We start from the raw sequence: 17,919 nt of genomic DNA, 5'->3' as shown, positions 1-17,919 counted from the left end.
TTATATTCTATGTTTTTCTTTGCTAAATCGTGGACCCCGCGCATGCGGGGATGATCCCTTCGTGCATTGATGATCACCTCCTTATTGGATGTGGACCCCGCGCATGCGGGGATGATCCTATCTTCAGGAGCCTCGACAATTCCTCTCTGGAGTGGACCCCGCGCATGCGGGGATGATCCCGAAGACCTGGATGCCTTCCGGGTTGACGATGTGTGGACCCCGCGCATGCGGGGATGATCCTGCTTACAGTAATAAGATTGTCCAGGCGGTAAGGTGGACCCCGCGCATGCGGGGATGATCCCCAACACTTCCCGCGATCGCAACACACTGATTTGTGGACCCCGCGCATGCGGGGATGATCCTTAAACTGGAAGATGTATTTCCGCCAAAATTACGTGGACCCCGCGCATGCGGGGATGATCCTAGGAGGCGATTTTTTTGGACACCGAGCAAAAAGTGGACCCCGCGCATGCGGGGATGATCCTTCGCCTTGATTCCATATTTGGTCACTGATGTAGTGGACCCCGCGCATGCGGGGATGATCCTTCCAGCGGGGACGCCAGACGATCTACGCCATGGTGGACCCCGCGCATGCGGGGATGATCCCACACTCAGAGGCCGGAAATATTACCGTACCTTGTGGACCCCGCGCATGCGGGGATGATCCTCTGGCTGCCGAAGCCCATGCCAACCTGCTGCAGTGGACCCCGCGCATGCGGGGATGATCCTCTCCGGCACGAAATAGCTCTTACTGCCACCTGGTGGACCCCGCGCATGCGGGGATGATCCTGTAGGCCTGGACAGCAGCGGTCACAGCCGTCTGTGGACCCCGCGCATGCGGGGATGATCCCGATGAAAGAGCTGAAACAGCTGGTTGAAGAAGGTGGACCCCGCGCATGCGGGGATGATCCTGATAATGGAGTATCCGCCAGACGCCACGAACGGTGGACCCCGCGCATGCGGGGATGATCCTCAACTAAAACAGCTCAAAAGGCTGCGATTTGAGTGGACCCCGCGCATGCGGGGATGATCCTTTTGTCAGCGCCAGCTTGCACTGGCCAGCCTCGTGGACCCCGCGCATGCGGGGATGATCCTGATAATGGAGTATCCGCCAGACGCCACGAACGGTGGACCCCGCGCATGCGGGGATGATCCCGCTTCCAAACTCTTCCGGAAGCCTATCAAGCGGTGGACCCCGCGCATGCGGGGATGATCCTGAAATTGAAAAATCAAATAGACAGATTGACAGGTGGACCCCGCGCATGCGGGGATGATCCCGGTAAACCCGGTCATGGTGTTTTTGACCATCGGTGGACCCCGCGCATGCGGGGATGATCCTTATGCCCGGTGTGGGATGCTACGTCTACATATGTGGACCCCGCGCATGCGGGGATGATCCTTAAAACCCTGCTTCGGTGTCGGTCATGCAGTCGTGGACCCCGCGCATGCGGGGATGATCCTCGTAAACGATCAATCACGTTGGCAATTTCTTCGTGGACCCCGCGCATGCGGGGATGATCCTTTCTCGAAGAGGAGCTGCGCCGATGGCTGACAGTGGACCCCGCGCATGCGGGGATGATCCTGGAACATGGACGACGCAATCTATCACGGCGAGTGGACCCCGCGCATGCGGGGATGATCCCTATCTGCTGGGGAAGCCGGTAGAACTGAAAACGTGGACCCCGCGCATGCGGGGATGATCCTGAGATTTCCATTCTCATGTTGTTCAAGACCTCGTGGACCCCGCGCATGCGGGGATGATCCTGGAACATGGACGACGCAATCTATCACGGCGAGTGGACCCCGCGCATGCGGGGATGATCCTATCGTGCTTGCTACCAGGTGGAAGGCCAAACTGTGGACCCCGCGCATGCGGGGATGATCCTTTGAAGTTTTCCGTTAGGTAATTTTACAGCTAGTGGACCCCGCGCATGCGGGGATGATCCCAGGAGCATCTATGAAGAAGTTAAAAGGTATTTGTGGACCCCGCGCATGCGGGGATGATCCTCAGAAACCACATTATTTATCTCAAAAGCCAGAGTGGACCCCGCGCATGCGGGGATGATCCTCAGAATCCTAACCAGCTGTGGGCAGGCACCACGTGGACCCCGCGCATGCGGGGATGATCCTTGCTTATACTGTTTTCAATCGTTTTGATCTTGGTGGACCCCGCGCATGCGGGGATGATCCCCTACGTCAACGGCAGCCAGTACATCGGGGCTGGTGGACCCCGCGCATGCGGGGATGATCCTCATGAAGACCGAAATGACCAGAGAACAAATCGGTGGACCCCGCGCATGCGGGGATGATCCCGCCCAGGACGCCGTGGCCAGCTTGACCGACTAGTGGACCCCGCGCATGCGGGGATGATCCTTGTGCCCGGCTGAGCGCCGCTTTCAGGTCTCTGTGGACCCCGCGCATGCGGGGATGATCCTTCAGGAACTGCTTGACAGAGAAGACTCCAGACGTGGACCCCGCGCATGCGGGGATGATCCTGGTAAGAAGGAAACCCGTAGAGTCAGGAAATGGTGGACCCCGCGCATGCGGGGATGATCCTCGTTCATCTCGATTCTATGCGGCTCACGTAAAGTGGACCCCGCGCATGCGGGGATGATCCTATGTGATTAAAAATATCGATTCCAGCGAATATGTGGACCCCGCGCATGCGGGGATGAGTCCAACATTAATGATATATGCGAATGGAGCGGTCATGCTGATTCCATTTTCAATAGCTTTGGAATCTGCAGTATTTTTTGCAAGGTCCTACGGTTTTTTTTTAGCATTAAGTTTTATAATAGAAACAAGAGAAGGAAGGACAATGGAGAAAAGGAAAAATATCCCCTGGTTGGAAAATGCCATTGCTTATACCACGGAAGGGATAGTGCTTCCCTGTCCGCGATGCGGAAGCACGGATATAGAAATCACTGTCCTGCAGGAAGGCAGGAAATCCATCACCCTGGTTTGCAGAAAGTGTGGCGACTGGAGACATTTTGATGGGGAAAAATAGCAAGTGCTGTATGCAGGGGAAAACAGATCGATTAGCGAAGTGTCTGGAAATTTAGAAGTCGCAGAAGATGATGAAAGCGAAAATTCAAAAAGGTTTTATTCCATTCTGCAGGAGAAATGATTATGTTTGAAATGGAAAATGGATGGTTTTTGACGTCGACGTAACAGAAATTGAAATCGTTGTTTTCTGAATCCCCGATGTTTATGTAAAATTTAACCCATATATAGAACTCGATGTACCAGAAGAATTAAAATAAAAAGCCGTCAAGCGGCTCAAGATTCTGCCATTAGAAACGGCAAAGGTAGGACATTCATATCTAAAGAAAGGATGGGCTAAAAATACATCGAGGGAACACCAAATATTGGAAGAATTCGGCTGTAAAAAGCTGGTTTAATGGTTTAGGAAAACAAAGACCGGAGCAAAAGAGCTAGCCTCGCTTTTTGCGTCTTTTCTGTCCCCCATTTTACCCACCTGATCTTCTATAATGGAAGTAAGAAAAGGAAGGTGGGAAACATGAAAAGGATTTTCATTACGATTACTGGCTGCAATCATTATCTAGGGTATGGGGTTTTCCGGCGGAAAATGGAACTGGTGCTGCGGAAGGAACCGGACAACGAATATGATAAGGAAGCTATCCGGGTGGAACTGCCGGGCATCGGCAAAGTGGGCTATGTGGCCAACAGCCCCCATACTGTGCTGGGGGATACCTGCAGCGCTGGGCGGATCTATGATAAAATCGGCAAGAAAGCCCATGCCAGAGTGGAATTGATCACTGACCGGGGCGTGGTGGCACGGGTGAAGGAGTAAAAAAGGGGGGGTGTGGTATGTTCCTCGTTTTTATTTGTATCCTTTATGCTGTCGGTTTTTTGGGGCCTGCTTTGTTTATTTATATGTTTTTGGAAGATATCTTTTGGCACCGTCGATGAAGGACCCCGTCTTCGCTTCCCTGTGTTACAATAAAAAGAAAAAGGAGGCCGACCATGAAAAAACAACGGAAAATCGTGGCTTTGGCAGCCCTGCTTTTTTTGGGGTCTTCCTGGCTGGCTGCGGAGTGGACCAAAGACAGAGGGACGGAAAGACCGGGGCCTCGCCGGTAAGGATCAGCGGGCCGCTCTGCGGTTCAGTCCCTAGTCACTAGTCTCTAGCCGATGGATACCATTTGCCCGGGACAGATGGTGTTGAAGGGAAACGCAGCCCAGGGGATGCTAACCCACCACCATTGCGCAAGCGCAACGGTCCCCCGCCCTTGAAAAGGGCGGATATGGAAAGACGGGGGCCGGGAAGGCTATATGTTCAGAGACAAACACGCAGCATCTGGCATCCCAAACGACCAACGATGAACGACTCACGATGAACCCCAAAGGAGGAATCCATGCCAATCCATTTTACCCCTTTCACTGGGGGGCTTTTATTGATCAATCTCATTACGTTTGCCGTTTACGGCTATGACAAATCCTGTGCCAGGCGGGGAGCCTGGCGGGTACCGGAAATCCGGTTGCTTCTTTTGGCAGCGGTGGGGGGCAGTGGGGGAGCGCTGTTGGCCATGTTCCTGTTCCGGCACAAGACGAAGCATCTGAAATTCACCATCGGGGTGCCGGTGATCCTGGGGCTGCAGGTCTTTCTGGGGGCGAATTTTTTGAAGGGGGTGCTGCACGTGTGAAAACCACACACGTGCAGCACCCCATCACATTTCCCTCTTGCTAAACGTCAAATTGTCAAATATAATAGAGCATGGGAGAACCTGTCTTTCCCATAGGAGGTAATCATCATGCGCAATATAGCCGATGCCATAGAGCAATTCATCATCAGTGAGCTGTTCGCCAACGAACAGGACCGGGTGGATGTGAAGCGGAGCCAGCTGGCAGAAAAGCTGTCCTGTGCTCCCAGCCAGATCACCTACACCCTGACGACCCGTTTCACTCCGGAACGGGGCTATGAAGTGGAATCCAAACGGGGGAACGGGGGATTCATCCGGATCATCCGGCTGCCTCGTCAGACGGCAGTCAAGCCTCAGCTGCCCGTCGGTAAGGGGACCATGACTTCCAATCAACTGGTCCAGGCTTTGGCGTCCCATAAATTGCTTACTAGCCGGGAGGCCCGGCTGCTGGATTATTTTCTCCATGTACTGGGGGACCATGTAAGCGAAGAGAACAAGGAACAAATCGTGCGGACGGCGTTCCAGCTGCTCCAGGAGGAGGAGTAAGTGGCCAGGACACAGACCCATTATGTATGTCAGAACTGCGGGTATTCCACTCCCAAATGGCTGGGCAAATGCCCGGAATGCGGTCAGTGGGATACGCTGGTGGAAGAAACGGCGGCTCCGGCTCCCAGCCGGCAGCGGCCGTCTTATCTTGCGGTAACGGAGGCTCCGACTCCCAAGACCCTGAAGCAGGTGGATAAGGTAAAGGTCCAGCGGATGACCACCGGGATCCATGAATTCGACCGGGTTTTGGGAGGAGGCATCGTCCCTGGCTCCCTGATCCTTCTGGGCGGGGCTCCGGGTATCGGAAAATCCACCATCACCCTGGATGTTTCTATGAAGGCAGCAGCCAGTGGAGAACGGGTGCTCTACGTTTCCGGAGAAGAAAGTGAAGCCCAGACGGCCATGCGGGCAGAGCGGCTGGGACAGGCAACGGACGCCCTGCAAATCATGACAGCGACGGAACTGGGGACCATCCTGGTCCAGGCCCGTCAGGTGAAACCCCGACTCCTGGTCATCGACTCCATCCAGACCATGTACAATCAGGAACTGGAAAGCGCGGCGGGCAGCGTGGGCCAGGTACGGGAATGTACCGCCAAGCTGCTGACCTTTGCCAAAGAGACGGGGATTGCAGTGATTATCATCGGCCATGTGACCAAAGAGGGGAACATCGCCGGGCCCCGGCTGCTGGAACATATGGTGGACGTGGTGCTCCAGTTCGAAGGGGATCGGTCCTACACTTATCGGGTGCTCCGGGCATTGAAGAACCGGTTCGGCTCCACCAGTGAATGCGGGATCTTTTCTATGGAAGAGGAAGGACTCCGGGAAGTGGCCAATCCTTCCGGCTTGTTCCTGGAAGCCAAAGAAGAGGCGGTTTCCGGCTCGGTGATCACCGCGGCTATGGAAGGGAATCGGCCCATCTTGACGGAAATCCAGGCCCTGGTGTCCCATACTCCCTTCGGTCTGCCCCGGCGGACGGTGGTAGGGGTGGACTTCAACCGGGTGAACATGCTGCTGGCAGTGCTGGAAAAGCGCTGCGGCATGAACTTCGGGGATCAGGATGCCTATGTGTGCGCCGTTGGCGGCATGAAAGTGAAGGAGCCGGCGGCGGACCTGGCCATCTTGGGGGCGCTTGTATCCAGCTACCGGAACCGGCCGGTGCCCATGGGGGTGCTGGCTGTCGGGGAAGTGGGGCTCACCGGCGAACTGCGCCGGGTAGGCCTCACGGACCGGCGGATCAAAGAAGCTGCCCAGCTGGGGTTCCAACGGTTCATCGTCCCCAAAGGGAGCTTCCCCCAGGGCAAGGAGCCCAAAGGGGTCACCGTGATCCAGGCCAGGACCGTGGAAGAAGCCATTGTAGGGATGTACAGGGAATAGGGGTGTTGCATGTTTTGTGCAACACCCCCTGTATTTATTTGACAGCCCTCTATACTTTTTATATAATTTATGGGATACGAAAGAGATTATATTTTTCTGGCTGATGGGATTTTCCTTTTTGCTGGAGCAAATTTGGGAGAGTTGGTAATGAAATATTTAAGTGGCAACGAGATTCGACAGAAGTATCTTGATTTCTTTAAGGAACGGGGACACTTGGTACTGCCCAGTGCTTCCCTGATTCCCCACGATGACCCTACGCTTCTTCTGATCGGCGCAGGCATGGCTCCGTTCAAGCCGTACTTTACCGGCAAGGTGAAACCGCCTGCGACCCGGATCACCACCTGCCAGAAATGTGTCCGTACCGGGGATATTGAAAATGTGGGGCGCACGGCCCGGCACCATACGTATTTCGAAATGTTGGGGAACTTCTCCTTTGGGGATTATTTCAAGAAAGAAGTGATTCCCTGGGCTTGGGAATTCCTGACGGAAGTCCTGGAGCTCCCCAAAGATAAACTGTGGATCACCGTATATCCCAAGGATCAGGAAGCCTATGACCTGTGGCACGATGTGTGCGGGGTTCCGGCAGAACGGATCGTGAAACTGGAAGACAACTGGTGGGAAATCACCAGTGGCGGTCCCTGCGGTCCGGATTCCGAAATCCACATCGACCTGGGCGAAGAACGGGGCTGCGGCAGCCCAGACTGCGGGCCTGGCTGCGACTGCGGACGGTTCCTGGAACTGTGGAACCTGGTGTTCACCCAGTACAACAAAGAACCGGACGGCAGCTACACGCCGCTCCAGCACAAGAACATCGATACCGGCCTGGGGCTGGAACGGGTGGCTTCCGTGCTCCAGAACAAACCCAGCAACTTCGAGACGGACCTGATCTTCCCCATCATCGAATACGCCTGCAAGGTTTCCGGGAAGACCTACAACGCGGATCCCAAGGATGACGTGTCCCTGAAGGTCATCGCCGACCATGCCCGCTCCGTCACCTTCATGATCGGGGATGGAATCCTGCCTTCCAATGAAGGCCGAGGCTACATCCTGCGCCGGGTGCTGCGCCGGGCCATCCGCCACGGACGCCTCCTGGGCATCCGGAAGGAATTCCTGGTGGGAGCAGCTGACCTGGTCATCGACATGTACGGGGACCACTATACGGACCTGCGGGAAAAGAAAAGCTACATTGAAAAAGTCATCGCCATGGAAGAAAACTCCTTCCTCCAGACCCTGGAACAGGGCACCGATCTGCTGAACCAGAAGATCGACGCCATGCGGAAAGCCGGCAGTACGGTCCTGGCTGGGGAAGACGCTTTCCAGTTGTACGACACCTTCGGGTTCCCCTGGGAACTGACGGAAGAGATCCTGGAAGAACAGGGTTTCACCATGGATAAAGAAGGCTTTGAAAAGGCCATGGAAGCCCAGCGGGAAAGAGCCCGTTCCGCCCGGAATGACAAAGAAGGCAAACCGGTGCTCTACGAAACCCGCCATCTGAAGCTGGGGACCCTGACTGTGGATGAAGCCAGTAAGAACGGGAAAGTGGCGGCTATTTTCCCGGCCCACGACACCCAGCCCATCCAGAACGCCAAGAGTGGGGACGAACTGGCGGTGATCCTTACCAATACGGCCTTCCATGCAGAGGGGGGCGGCCAGCTGGGAGATACCGGCCGGCTGGTATCTGACAAGGGTATCTTCAATGTGACCGATACCAAAAAGCTGCCGGACGGTTACACCATCCAGCTGGGGACCCTGGAACAGGGCACCCTGAGCGTTGGGGATGAAGTGGAATTCGAAGTGAACCTGAAACGGCGGGCAGATATTGCCCGGAACCATACGGCCACCCATCTGCTCCATGCGGCCCTGAAACAGGTGCTGGGCAGCCATGTGAACCAGGCCGGCAGCTATGTGGGGCCGGACCGTCTCCGGTTCGACTTCTCCCATTTCTCTCCTCTGACGGAGGAAGAACTGGCACAGGTGGAAGATATCGTCAATGAAAAGATCCTGGATGCAGTGGATGTAGAAATCTCCCAGCAGGAACTGGAAAAAGCCAAGGAAATGGGTGCCATGGCCCTGTTCGGGGAAAAATACGGCAAGATCGTCCGGGTGGTGAATGTGCCCGGCTGCAGCATGGAACTGTGCGGCGGTGTCCATGTGTCCAACACCAGCCATATCGGGCTGTTCAAGATCTTGTCTGAATCCAGTGTGGGCGCCGGGGTGCGGCGGATCGAAGCCGTGACCGGACGGGGAGCACTGGCCTACACCCGGGAACTGGAAGACCTGATTGGAGAAGCTGCCGCTGCGGTGAAGAGCCGTCCCAACAACCTGGTGACCCGGATCTGCGCTCTGCAGGAAGACCTGCGGGCGGAAAAACACCGGGCGGACGAAATGGAAAAGAAATTGGTGGCTGCCCAGGCTGCCAGCGTGACGGCGGACGCCAAAGATGTGAAGGGCGTGGCTTTCCTGGCTCAGGAAGTGAAGGTCCAGGATGTGGATGCTCTGCGGAAGATGGGCGACACCCTCCGAGACAAGACAGGCGGGGTAGTGGTCTTGGCAGCTCCCATGAGCGCGGACAAAGTGAACATCCTGGTGATGGCTTCTAAAGAAGCTGTGAAGAAGGGCATCCATGCCGGGAAGATCGCCAAAGCTGTGGCCCAGGCCATGGGCGGCAACGGCGGCGGCCGTCCGGATATGGCCCAGGCCGGGGGAAAGGACGCCTCCAAGGTCCAGGAAGGGCTGGCCAAAGCCCTGGAACTGGTGGAAGGCCAGATGCAGTAAAACGAATAGGATTGCTTGACAAGAAGGTGTGGAAATGGATCCAAAGGAAAAACTGGGAAAAGCCCTGTACCATCTGCTGGAGAAGAAACACCTCCACGATATCACGGTGGACGAAATCGTCCATACGGCAGGGCTGAAACAAGAAGATTTTGACCGGTGCTGCAAAAATAAGAAGGAACTGGCCCACTGGGTGTATCTGCATATCCTGGCCCGGCACGGACGGGAAATCCTGAAGAGCCGGTGCTGGTCAGAAGCTCTGTACAAGAAATTCAAACTGTATGAGGCCAACTTGAAATTCCTGCAGAACCTGTATACCAGCTGTGATGTGGATGATATCCGGAATACCAACCGACGGTTCGTCCGGGATGCTTACCATCTGATGCTGAAAAAAGCGGGAGCCGATCTGCAGAATCCCCATATCCAGTTCGCCACGGAGATGGTGATCTATGGGGGAGAAGAGATGACCATGCGCTGGATCCAGGAAGGGATGGAAGTCCCCATCGAGGTGATGCTGGTCCTCTTCCAGGAATCCATTCCCCTTGTCATCAGTCAGTATTTTTATTGAGAAAGAGGGAGGCTGCTGCGTCTGCAACAGCCCCCTCTTTACCAAAGGAGGGATACCATGTCTCGTACTACACAGGAAACTACCATGTTCAAACCGGTCCCTGAGAGCAAAAGTGTGTCGGATACCATCCGGGAAGTGGCAGAAGCCTTGAAGGAAAAGGGATATAACCCTATCGACCAGCTGGCGGGCTATCTCCTGAGCGGGGATCCGGCTTACGTGACCAGCTACAAGGATGCCCGGCTGAAGATCCGGCGTTTCGAAAGATATGAATTGATCGAAGCCCTGCTCCAGGCCTATCTGGAGGAATCAGAACGCTGATGAGGATCATGGGCTTGGATCTGGGCACCCGGACCATCGGGGTGTCCGTCAGCGATGAAACCGGCTTCCTGGCCCGAGGAGTGGAGACCATCCGCCGAAAAGGCCTGGAGAACGATTTAAAGCGCCTGGAAGAATTGGTGGCGGCAGAAGGAGTGGGGCAGTTCGTCCTGGGCTACCCTAAGAATATGAATGGGTCCATCGGCGACAGGGCCAGGGCCAGTGAGGAATTCAAGACCATCCTGGAGGAACGCTTCCCGTCCATCCCGGTTGTCCTGTGGGATGAACGGCTCTCTACGGTAGCAGCAGAAAAAGTCCTGATTGAGGCGGATCTCCAGAGAAAGAAACGGAAGAAAATCATCGACATGATGGCCGCAGTGGTCATCCTGCAAAATTATCTGGACAGCCCGAGGAGGCAATGAAAATGGAGAAAAAAGACGAAAAGCTGCTGGAAACAGAAGATCAGGAAGCTGTGGTGGTGATCACCGACGCAGAGGGGAACGAAACCTATTATCTGGAAGAAATGGTGATCCCCATGGATCAAAAGAATTTTGCCCTCCTGACACAGATCCCGGGAGAAGATGATACGGATCCGGATGACGAGGAAGACAATGTGATCATTGCCCGGGTGGATTTTGATGAGAACGGGGAGCCCGTCTACCTGGATCCCACTGATGAGGAGTTCGAAGCTGTCCGCAAAGCCTATGAGGAAATCATGGACGAGATGGATGCCCGGTAACAGGACGGTCCATCATGCGGAAAAAACTCGTACCCATTGGAATCATCCTGGTACTGGCACTGCTCGCAGGCGGCTGCTGGTACCTGGACTACTTTAATACCAATACCAGCTTGGCTACAGGCGAAAAGGTCCGGTTCACGGTGACCCAGGGAATGACCACAGGGGATATCGCTACCCTGCTCCATGACAAGAAACTGATCCAGACCCCGGAATCCTTCCGGATGGCCGCCCGTCTCAAAGGGCTGGAAAACCATCTCCAGGCCGGGACCTACGAAATCACGGCTGGTATGAGCGATGGGGAAATCATCAACATCCTGTCCAAAGGCAAGGTCCATTCTAACCGGTTTGCGGTGCCGGAAGGATCCACCGTCAACGAAGTGGCCTTGAAGCTGGAACGGGAACACCTGACAACTGCCCAGGAATTCAAAGATGCCTGCCGGAATTATGCTCCCTATCCTTATATGGCGACTAGCAATCCGGATGTAATCTACAAGGCGGAAGGGTTCCTCTGCCCGGCCACCTATGATTTTCCTGAAAACGCCAAGGCCAGTGATATGGTGGCCATGATGGTGAAGGAGTTCGATAAGAAGCTGACCCCGGACTTGCAGGCGGATATCCGGAAAAGCTATCTGCCACTGCGGGATATCGTGAACCTGGCTTCTATGGTGGAACGGGAAGCAACCCATAAAGAGGAAATGCCCCTTATTGCCGGCGTCTTCGAAAAACGGATGCAAATGGGGATGCCCATCCAGTCCGATACTACGATCCAGTATATTTTCGGGGCCCAAAAAAAAGAAGTCACCTATGACGACCTGAAGCTGGAATCTCCTTATAATACCTACCTGAACAAAGGACTGCCTCCGGGACCGGTGGGGAATCCCAGCATGGATGCCCTCCGGGCTGTGATCCATCCGGTGATGACCGATTATCTGTACTTTGTGGCGGATAAGGAAGGCTACCATCATTTCACCAAAACGTATGACGAACATGTTGCCATGATCCAGAAACTGAACCCAGGAGAGATTATAGGAGAAGCACAGTGAAGAAACAGAAACCGGAACTGCTGGCTCCTGCTGGGAGCCTGGAAAAGGGCCGTATGGCTCTGCTGTATGGAGCCGATGCCGTTTATTTGGGCGGAAAGGCTTTTGGTCTCCGGGCTTTTGCCGCCAATTTTTCCCTGGAGGAAATCCGGGAAATAGCGGCTTTTGCCCATGCACGAGGGAAAAAGGTCTATGTGACTGTGAATATCTATCCCCACAATAGTGATCTGCCCCCTCTGCCAGACTATCTGCGGAACCTGGAAGAAGCGGGGGTGGATGCACTCCTGGTGTCCGATCTGGGTGTCTGGATGACAGCTAGGAAGGTGGTCCCCAATATGGGACTCCATGTGAGCACCCAGGCCAATGTGACCAACTGGGCTACGGCGAAAGTGTGGGAAGACCTGGGGGCCGAAAGGATCGTCCTGGCCCGGGAACTGTCTCTTCAGGAAATCCGGGAGATCAGGGAAAAAATCACAGCGGATCTGGAAGTGTTCGTCCATGGAGCCATGTGCATCTCCTATTCGGGACGGTGCTTGTTGAGCAACTATTTCACTGGAAGAGACAGCAACCGGGGGGCCTGTGCCCAGATCTGTCGCTGGGAATTCGGCTTGACAGAGAAGAACCGGCCTGGGGAAGTCTTCCCTATAGCAGAAGATGAACGAGGCACCTACATCATGAATTCCAAAGATCTCTGCCTGATGGATTTCCTGCCCCAGCTGATGGCTGCAGGAGTCAGCAGCCTGAAAATCGAAGGCCGGATGAAAAGCGTCCATTATGTGGCTTCCGTAGTCAGTGCCTACCGGAAGGCCATCGATCTTTGTTGGCAGGATCCGGACCATTTCGTAGTGCCATGCAGCCTTAAGGAGGAACTGGAGAAGGTATCCCATCGGCCCTATACTACCGGGTTCGCCGTTCATAAGACCGGACCGGAAGACCAGGTCTACACCACCAGTTCTTACGAACAGACAGCGGATTTCGTAGCTCTTGTCCGGGACTTCGATCCCGTTTCCGGACGGGTGACCCTGGAACAGCGGAACCATGTGAAATCTGGCCAGCGGTTGGAAGTGCTGACCCCCAAGGGAGAAATCTTTTCCTGGACCTTGGTAGAGATGGAGGACGGAGATGGGAATCCCATCCAGGCAGCGCCCCATGCCCAGATGGTCTTTACCGCTAAGGGAGACCCCCGGATGGAGGCGTTCTCTTTGGTGCGCCGTCTGAAAGCCTGACACGAAACAATTTGTAACAAAGTATATAGAAACCCTTGCTTTTTTACGGGTTTTAAGAGTAAAATAGATTAGTCGAATTGATTTTGTTCGACCACGGACGAGGAGACGATAGGATGAAGGCGTTGGACAAGCTGCGGACTTTCCTGGAACAGGAAAAAGTGGATGGCATCTTTATCAAGGGGGATTCCTCCATCCGGTATTTCACCGGCTTTACAGGAGGGGACAGCCTGCTCTATGTAGACACCCAGCGGGCGGTGATCATCACCGATTCCCGGTATACACTGCAGGTGCGCCAGCAGGCCCCGGAATGTGGACTCGTCGAACACCAGCACGGTTTCTGGCCGGAAGCGGCCACATTGCCTCAGTCAGACAACCTGGCCCTGGATGGAGATTATTTCTCCTATACAGAACAGTGTGCCCTGGCGGCAGCTCTGCCGGCTGTCCATTGGAAAAATGTGAACCTGGTGGGCCTCCGGGCCGTGAAGACTCCGGAAGAAATGCAGCGCATCCGCAAGGCGGTGGCCATTTCTGATGAAGCCTTTCTCCAGCTGATGCCCCATATCCGGGCTGGCCGGAAGGAGAGCGAACTGGCAGCAGAACTGGAATACAACATGCGGAAACTGGGGTCCACCAAGCCTTCTTTTGAAACCATCTGTGCTTCCGGCAAACGGAGCGCTTTGCCCCATGGAGTGGCCTCGGAAAAAGTCGTGGAAGAGGGGGATTTCATCACCTTCGATTTCGGTGCTACCTATGACGGATATTGTTCCGATATAACCCGTACGGTGGTGGTGGGGAAAGCGGCGCCCTGGCAGAAGGAAATCTATGATATCGTCCTTGCGGCCAACCTGTTGGGGGAAAAGACCCTGAAGGCCGGGCTTACCGGCATCCAGGTGGATCGGGCCGTGCGTGATTACATCACAGCCAAAGGATATGGACCGAATTTCGGCCATGGCCTGGGGCACGGCGTGGGTCTGGATATCCACGAGAAACCGGTGCTGAACAAAGCCAATGACCAGCCTCTGCCGGCTGGCGCCGTGGTGACCATCGAACCGGGCATCTACCTGCCCGACCGGGGCGGGGTCCGGATCGAAGATACGGTACTGGTCACCGAGGATGGTTGTGAACGGCTCACTTCCGTCCCCAAAGAATTAGTAGAACTTTGCTTCTCATAAATTAGAAATTACTATTTTGGAGGTTGTTTTCATGATTTCTACGAACGATTTTAAAACTGGCGTAACGGTTGAAATTGACGGCGATGCTTGGCAGGTCGTTGAATTCCAGCATGTAAAACCTGGCAAGGGCGCAGCTTTCGTACGGGCCAAGATGCGCAACCTGTGCACCGGCGCTGTAGTGGAACGGACTTTCAACGCTGCTGAACGTCTGGAAAATGCCATTGTGGAAAGAAAAGGCATGCAGTATCTGTATGAAGCCGACGGCACTTACGTATTCATGGACAATGAAACCTATGATCAGCTGGAACTGAACAAGGATCAGCTAGGCAAGGCCGTGAACTTCCTGAAAGAAAACATGGATGTCAAGGTCATCACTTTCAAAGATCGGATCCTGGGGGTAGAACTGCCCAACACGGTGGAACTGACCGTAGTGGAAACGGAACCGGGGATCAAAGGGGATACGGCCACCGGCGGCAGCAAGAATGCCAAGATGGATACCGGCTACGTGGTCAAGGTCCCTCTGTTCATCAACGAAGGGGATGTCCTGCAAATCGATACCCGTACCGGCGATTACATTGCAAGAGCATAAGAAGTAGAAAATGGGGGCTGTCGCAGGACAGCCCCGTTTTGTATCTTTCTCTTCCTCACAGGATTTGGCAAACGGAGAAAAGGAATATTTTATGAAGACAATTTATCTGGTCCGTCATGGAGAGACTCTGGCCAATCGGCAGGGTATCCTCCAGGGGTGGACCAACAACCCTTTGGATGATACCGGCCGGAAGCAGGCGGCGGCCCTAGTGACCCGGGCTGGCCGGGTGAAGCTGGACGCACTGTATACGTCCGATCTGCTCCGCACCCAGGAAACCGCGGCCCCTCTGGCGGCAGACCGTGGCCTGGAACCGGCCGTGCTGCCGGGACTCCGGGAAATCTCTTTCGGCAAATGGGATGGCCATTATCTCCGGGAGATCCAGGAACAGGATCCGGATACTCTCCGGGACATTTTCCTGAAACCGGGACAGGTGGATCTGGCAGCAGAGGAAGATCTGGCGGCCTCTCAGGAACGGGGATGGAAGACCTTTACAGGACTGGTGGAGCAGATGGAACCTGATGGGACCATCCTGTGTGTCAGCCATGGCGGGCTGATCCGTCTCTTGGTGTGCCGGCTCCTGGGTTTCTCCATCGATAATATGTGGCGGATGAGCCTGGCCAATACGGCTTTCGTACAGGTAGTCCAGACCCCGGACTACGGGTTCCGGGTGGATAAGCTGAACGATATGGGGATGCTGTAAGGGCTGTTCCCTGGCGACAGCCCTTACAGCTGACAAACTGCCGCAGGCAGTTTCTACCTCTTGACTCATCTGTTATAATAATAGATACATATATATCTTTCAAATGAGGGAGCGATTTTTATTTTAGAATTCAAGCACATCAGTATCGACGACAAGCCGATCTTTGATGATTATTTTACAGAAGAAGATTACCACGCCTCAGAATGTTGCTTCGGCTCTATTTTCATCTGGCGGAAGCAATATGACAGTTACTGGGGCATCAGCCATGGCTGTCTGATCATCAAGGTCACGGTGAACGGGACCACCTTTGTCCTGCCTCCTTTTGGGGGCGTCAATGAAGACTTGCCCAAGGTGCTCTGTGCCCTGAAACAATATTTCAAAGGGGAGCCTTTTGAAATGCACGGCATCTATGAGCATACCATCGAGCGGTTCCAGAAATATCTGCCTCAGGTGAATACATTCATCCCGGACCGGGACAATTGGGACTACGTATATCAACGTGCCAGTCTGGCCAGCCTCAGTGGCCGGAAACTCCATGGCAAAAAGAACCATTACAATCAATTCATCAAGGATCATCCAGATTTTGTATACGAACCCATCACCATGGAAAACAAGGATGAATGTATTGCGTATGGCAAAGAATGGGTGGAAAAACGGGAACTGACCGATCCTTCCATTGTGGCTGAATACGACGCAATCCGGGAGGGACTGAACAATCTGGACAAACTCCAGATCCGGGGCGGGCTGATCCGCCTGGACGGCCAGGTAAAGGCCTTCACCTTCGGGGAACGGGCTGGCAGGAATTCGGCGGTGATCCATGTGGAAAAGGCGGATCCGGACATCCGGGGCCTGTACACTGCCATCAATAAGGAATATATCGCCCACGAATGGCCCGATGTGACCTACATCAACCGGGAAGAAGACATGGGCAAGGAGGGACTCCGGGAAGCTAAGGAATCGTATAAACCGGCTTTCATGGTGAAGAAGTACAACACAGTCATCGGGTAAAGGGGAGAAAAACATGGATTTTCGGCTGCTCCAAGAGGATACCCTGCCTCAGGCGGCGTCCTTGTGGGATTATTGTTTCGAAAAGAAGGGGACACCTTTCTATGAATGGTATTTCAGGGAGTATGCCCTGAAACAGAATCGGATCCTGGGCGGGTTCCAGGACGGGAAGCTCCAGACCATGCTCCACCTGAATCCCTATGGACTCCAGGTAAGGGGGAAAGCCTGGAAGGTCCCGTATATCGTAGGGGTAGCGACGGATCCAGTGGCCCGGGGACACCATGTGATGGGGCAGCTGATGGAAACAGCTTTTACTATGCTGCGGGCCATGCAGGTGCCTTTTGTAATCCTCATGCCCATCTATGCAGGCATCTACCAGCCCTACGGTTTTGCCTGGACCCATCTCCGGAAGCATTACACCCTGCCCCTGGCCGGACTGGACCTGGCAGGCCGTACCCTGGATGGTTATGAGCCGGAACGGGTGGATACGGCAAAAGCCCGGGATCTGGTGGCTCCGGTTTACGCCAAAGCCATGGAACGGTACCACGGATATGCGGTCCGGGATCAGCGGGTGTGGGACAATATCCTCACTACTGCTGCTCGGGAAAATTTTGAGACGGTGATTCTCCGGAATGACGGTGCGCCGAAAGCCTACGCGTTGTATAATAGAGAGGGTGACAAAGTGACCGTCCAGGAACTGGCAGCGGTGGATCCTCCGGCGAAGATCCGGCTGCTCCAGTACTTCAAGGGACTGGCGGGAATCCACAAGAACCTGGACTGGCTGGCACCGGAGGATGACCTGACTTTCCTCCAACTGCCGGATCAGGCCTTGGCCCCGAAGGAAGCTCCTTTCATGATGGGCCGGGTGATCAACGGGGCGGCCTGTCTGAAAGCTCTTCCTGTGCCTCAGGAATTGCTGGGGAAGACCCTGGTCCTGGGGCTGAAAGATGAACAGATCGCCCTGAATACCATGCTGGTAAAGCTGCAGTTCAAGGAAGAAGGCATCCAGCTGCTCAATACCTTAGATGATCCTGAGGCCCTGCTGGATGTGGGGACCTTTACCCAGCTGTTCTTCGGTCTTTATGGTGCCTGCCAGCTCCAGCAGGCCGGTATGATTTATGTGGACAGTAAAAATGCGCTGGAAATCCTTGACAAATTGTTCCCCCGGGAGAATAATTTTATCAATGAGTATTTTTAAGGGAGGCTGTC

The 17,919-nt window shown here is 54.6% G+C and carries 17 protein-coding genes and 1 CRISPR repeat array (1 of these 18 only partly in view); all 17 genes read left to right on the top strand.

Annotated elements, in window-relative coordinates; all coding sequences use genetic code 11:
- A CRISPR array of direct repeats spans window positions 1-2,678; the repeat unit is 28 nt; unit sequence GTGGACCCCGCGCATGCGGGGATGATCC (it extends 32 nt beyond the left edge of the window).
- Between the two features lie 32 nt (window positions 2,679-2,710).
- The 17 genes from ACTUHY_RS01360 (at window position 2,711) to ACTUHY_RS01280 (ending at window position 17,908) form a co-directional block, all read left to right on the top strand.
- The gene (locus ACTUHY_RS01360; protein ID WP_442826305.1) at window positions 2,711-3,007 is read left to right on the top strand and encodes a hypothetical protein; all 297 of its coding nucleotides are present in this window, start codon (window positions 2,711-2,713) and stop codon (window positions 3,005-3,007) included.
- Between the two features lie 513 nt (window positions 3,008-3,520).
- Window positions 3,521-3,814 (top strand): HIRAN domain-containing protein, encoded by a 294-nt coding sequence (locus ACTUHY_RS01355; protein WP_442826304.1) that lies wholly within the window; start codon window positions 3,521-3,523, stop codon window positions 3,812-3,814.
- A gap of 565 nt (window positions 3,815-4,379) precedes the next feature.
- On the top strand, window positions 4,380-4,667 hold the full coding sequence (locus tag ACTUHY_RS01350; protein WP_442826303.1) for a DUF1294 domain-containing protein: 288 nt from the start codon (window positions 4,380-4,382) through the stop codon (window positions 4,665-4,667).
- Window positions 4,668-4,775: 108 nt separating this feature from the next.
- Window positions 4,776-5,210, top strand: a complete 435-nt coding sequence (locus tag ACTUHY_RS01345; RefSeq protein ID WP_278676142.1) for a CtsR family transcriptional regulator — start codon at window positions 4,776-4,778, stop codon at window positions 5,208-5,210.
- Entirely contained in the window at window positions 5,211-6,584 is a 1,374-nt protein-coding gene (radA, locus tag ACTUHY_RS01340) for a DNA repair protein RadA (RefSeq protein ID WP_442826302.1), read from the top strand.
- A gap of 147 nt (window positions 6,585-6,731) precedes the next feature.
- Complete coding sequence (gene alaS, locus ACTUHY_RS01335; RefSeq protein ID WP_442826301.1) at window positions 6,732-9,359, top strand: alanine--tRNA ligase; 2,628 nt, start codon at window positions 6,732-6,734, stop codon at window positions 9,357-9,359.
- 34 nt (window positions 9,360-9,393) lie between these two features.
- Window positions 9,394-9,924, top strand: a complete 531-nt coding sequence (locus tag ACTUHY_RS01330; RefSeq protein WP_278674218.1) for a TetR-like C-terminal domain-containing protein — start codon at window positions 9,394-9,396, stop codon at window positions 9,922-9,924.
- A 57-nt stretch (window positions 9,925-9,981) separates the two neighbouring features.
- A complete protein-coding gene (locus ACTUHY_RS01325) occupies window positions 9,982-10,242 on the top strand; it encodes an IreB family regulatory phosphoprotein (protein WP_278674217.1) in 261 nt (86 codons plus the stop codon).
- Window positions 10,242-10,661, top strand: a complete 420-nt coding sequence (gene ruvX / locus ACTUHY_RS01320; protein WP_278674216.1) for a Holliday junction resolvase RuvX — start codon at window positions 10,242-10,244, stop codon at window positions 10,659-10,661. Before ACTUHY_RS01325 ends, ruvX begins: the two co-directional genes overlap by 1 nt.
- Window positions 10,658-10,978 (top strand): DUF1292 domain-containing protein, encoded by a 321-nt coding sequence (locus tag ACTUHY_RS01315; protein WP_442826300.1) that lies wholly within the window; start codon window positions 10,658-10,660, stop codon window positions 10,976-10,978. Before ruvX ends, ACTUHY_RS01315 begins: the two co-directional genes overlap by 4 nt.
- A gap of 14 nt (window positions 10,979-10,992) precedes the next feature.
- Entirely contained in the window at window positions 10,993-12,021 is a 1,029-nt protein-coding gene (gene mltG, locus ACTUHY_RS01310) for an endolytic transglycosylase MltG (protein WP_442826299.1), read from the top strand.
- Window positions 12,022-12,074: 53 nt separating this feature from the next.
- A complete protein-coding gene (locus tag ACTUHY_RS01305; RefSeq protein ID WP_442826325.1) occupies window positions 12,075-13,244 on the top strand; it encodes a peptidase U32 family protein in 1,170 nt (389 codons plus the stop codon).
- A 113-nt stretch (window positions 13,245-13,357) separates the two neighbouring features.
- Complete coding sequence (locus tag ACTUHY_RS01300) at window positions 13,358-14,416, top strand: M24 family metallopeptidase (RefSeq protein ID WP_442826298.1); 1,059 nt, start codon at window positions 13,358-13,360, stop codon at window positions 14,414-14,416.
- 31 nt (window positions 14,417-14,447) lie between these two features.
- Window positions 14,448-15,005 carry an elongation factor P gene (efp, locus tag ACTUHY_RS01295; RefSeq protein WP_022487620.1) on the top strand — a complete coding sequence of 186 codons (558 nt, stop codon included), beginning with the start codon at window positions 14,448-14,450 and terminating at the stop codon, window positions 15,003-15,005.
- A 91-nt stretch (window positions 15,006-15,096) separates the two neighbouring features.
- Window positions 15,097-15,705: a histidine phosphatase family protein gene (locus ACTUHY_RS01290; protein ID WP_442826297.1), complete on the top strand. Its 609-nt coding sequence runs from the start codon at window positions 15,097-15,099 to the stop codon at window positions 15,703-15,705.
- 84 nt (window positions 15,706-15,789) lie between these two features.
- Complete coding sequence (locus ACTUHY_RS01285; RefSeq protein ID WP_442826324.1) at window positions 15,790-16,713, top strand: DUF2156 domain-containing protein; 924 nt, start codon at window positions 15,790-15,792, stop codon at window positions 16,711-16,713.
- 13 nt (window positions 16,714-16,726) lie between these two features.
- The gene (locus ACTUHY_RS01280) at window positions 16,727-17,908 is read left to right on the top strand and encodes a GNAT family N-acetyltransferase (RefSeq protein ID WP_442826296.1); all 1,182 of its coding nucleotides are present in this window, start codon (window positions 16,727-16,729) and stop codon (window positions 17,906-17,908) included.
- The last annotated feature ends 11 nt before the right edge of the window (window positions 17,909-17,919 follow it).

The organism is Acidaminococcus nyctereutis (assembly GCF_052216985.1).
Classification (GTDB): Bacteria; Bacillota; Negativicutes; order Acidaminococcales; family Acidaminococcaceae; genus Acidaminococcus; species Acidaminococcus fermentans_A.
This window is presented reverse-complemented; position numbering and strand designations above follow the sequence as displayed.

Excerpts from the sequence above, each read along its gene's own strand:
- ACTUHY_RS01315 (WP_442826300.1), top strand. The coding sequence starts at position 10,658 with ATGAAAATGGAGAAAAAAGACGAAAAGCTGCTGGAAACAGAAGATCAG.
- alaS (WP_442826301.1), top strand. The coding sequence starts at position 6,732 with ATGAAATATTTAAGTGGCAACGAGATTCGACAGAAGTATCTTGATTTC.
- efp (WP_022487620.1), top strand. The coding sequence starts at position 14,448 with ATGATTTCTACGAACGATTTTAAAACTGGCGTAACGGTTGAAATTGAC.
- ACTUHY_RS01345 (WP_278676142.1), top strand. The coding sequence starts at position 4,776 with ATGCGCAATATAGCCGATGCCATAGAGCAATTCATCATCAGTGAGCTG.
- ACTUHY_RS01305 (WP_442826325.1), top strand. The coding sequence starts at position 12,075 with ATGGCTCTGCTGTATGGAGCCGATGCCGTTTATTTGGGCGGAAAGGCT.
- ruvX (WP_278674216.1), top strand. The coding sequence starts at position 10,242 with ATGAGGATCATGGGCTTGGATCTGGGCACCCGGACCATCGGGGTGTCC.
- ACTUHY_RS01300 (WP_442826298.1), top strand. The coding sequence starts at position 13,358 with ATGAAGGCGTTGGACAAGCTGCGGACTTTCCTGGAACAGGAAAAAGTG.
- ACTUHY_RS01330 (WP_278674218.1), top strand. The coding sequence starts at position 9,394 with ATGGATCCAAAGGAAAAACTGGGAAAAGCCCTGTACCATCTGCTGGAG.
- mltG (WP_442826299.1), top strand. The coding sequence starts at position 10,993 with ATGCGGAAAAAACTCGTACCCATTGGAATCATCCTGGTACTGGCACTG.
- ACTUHY_RS01355 (WP_442826304.1), top strand. The coding sequence starts at position 3,521 with ATGAAAAGGATTTTCATTACGATTACTGGCTGCAATCATTATCTAGGG.
- ACTUHY_RS01325 (WP_278674217.1), top strand. The coding sequence starts at position 9,982 with ATGTCTCGTACTACACAGGAAACTACCATGTTCAAACCGGTCCCTGAG.
- ACTUHY_RS01350 (WP_442826303.1), top strand. The coding sequence starts at position 4,380 with ATGCCAATCCATTTTACCCCTTTCACTGGGGGGCTTTTATTGATCAAT.
- ACTUHY_RS01280 (WP_442826296.1), top strand. The coding sequence starts at position 16,727 with ATGGATTTTCGGCTGCTCCAAGAGGATACCCTGCCTCAGGCGGCGTCC.
- ACTUHY_RS01360 (WP_442826305.1), top strand. The coding sequence starts at position 2,711 with ATGCTGATTCCATTTTCAATAGCTTTGGAATCTGCAGTATTTTTTGCA.
- ACTUHY_RS01290 (WP_442826297.1), top strand. The coding sequence starts at position 15,097 with ATGAAGACAATTTATCTGGTCCGTCATGGAGAGACTCTGGCCAATCGG.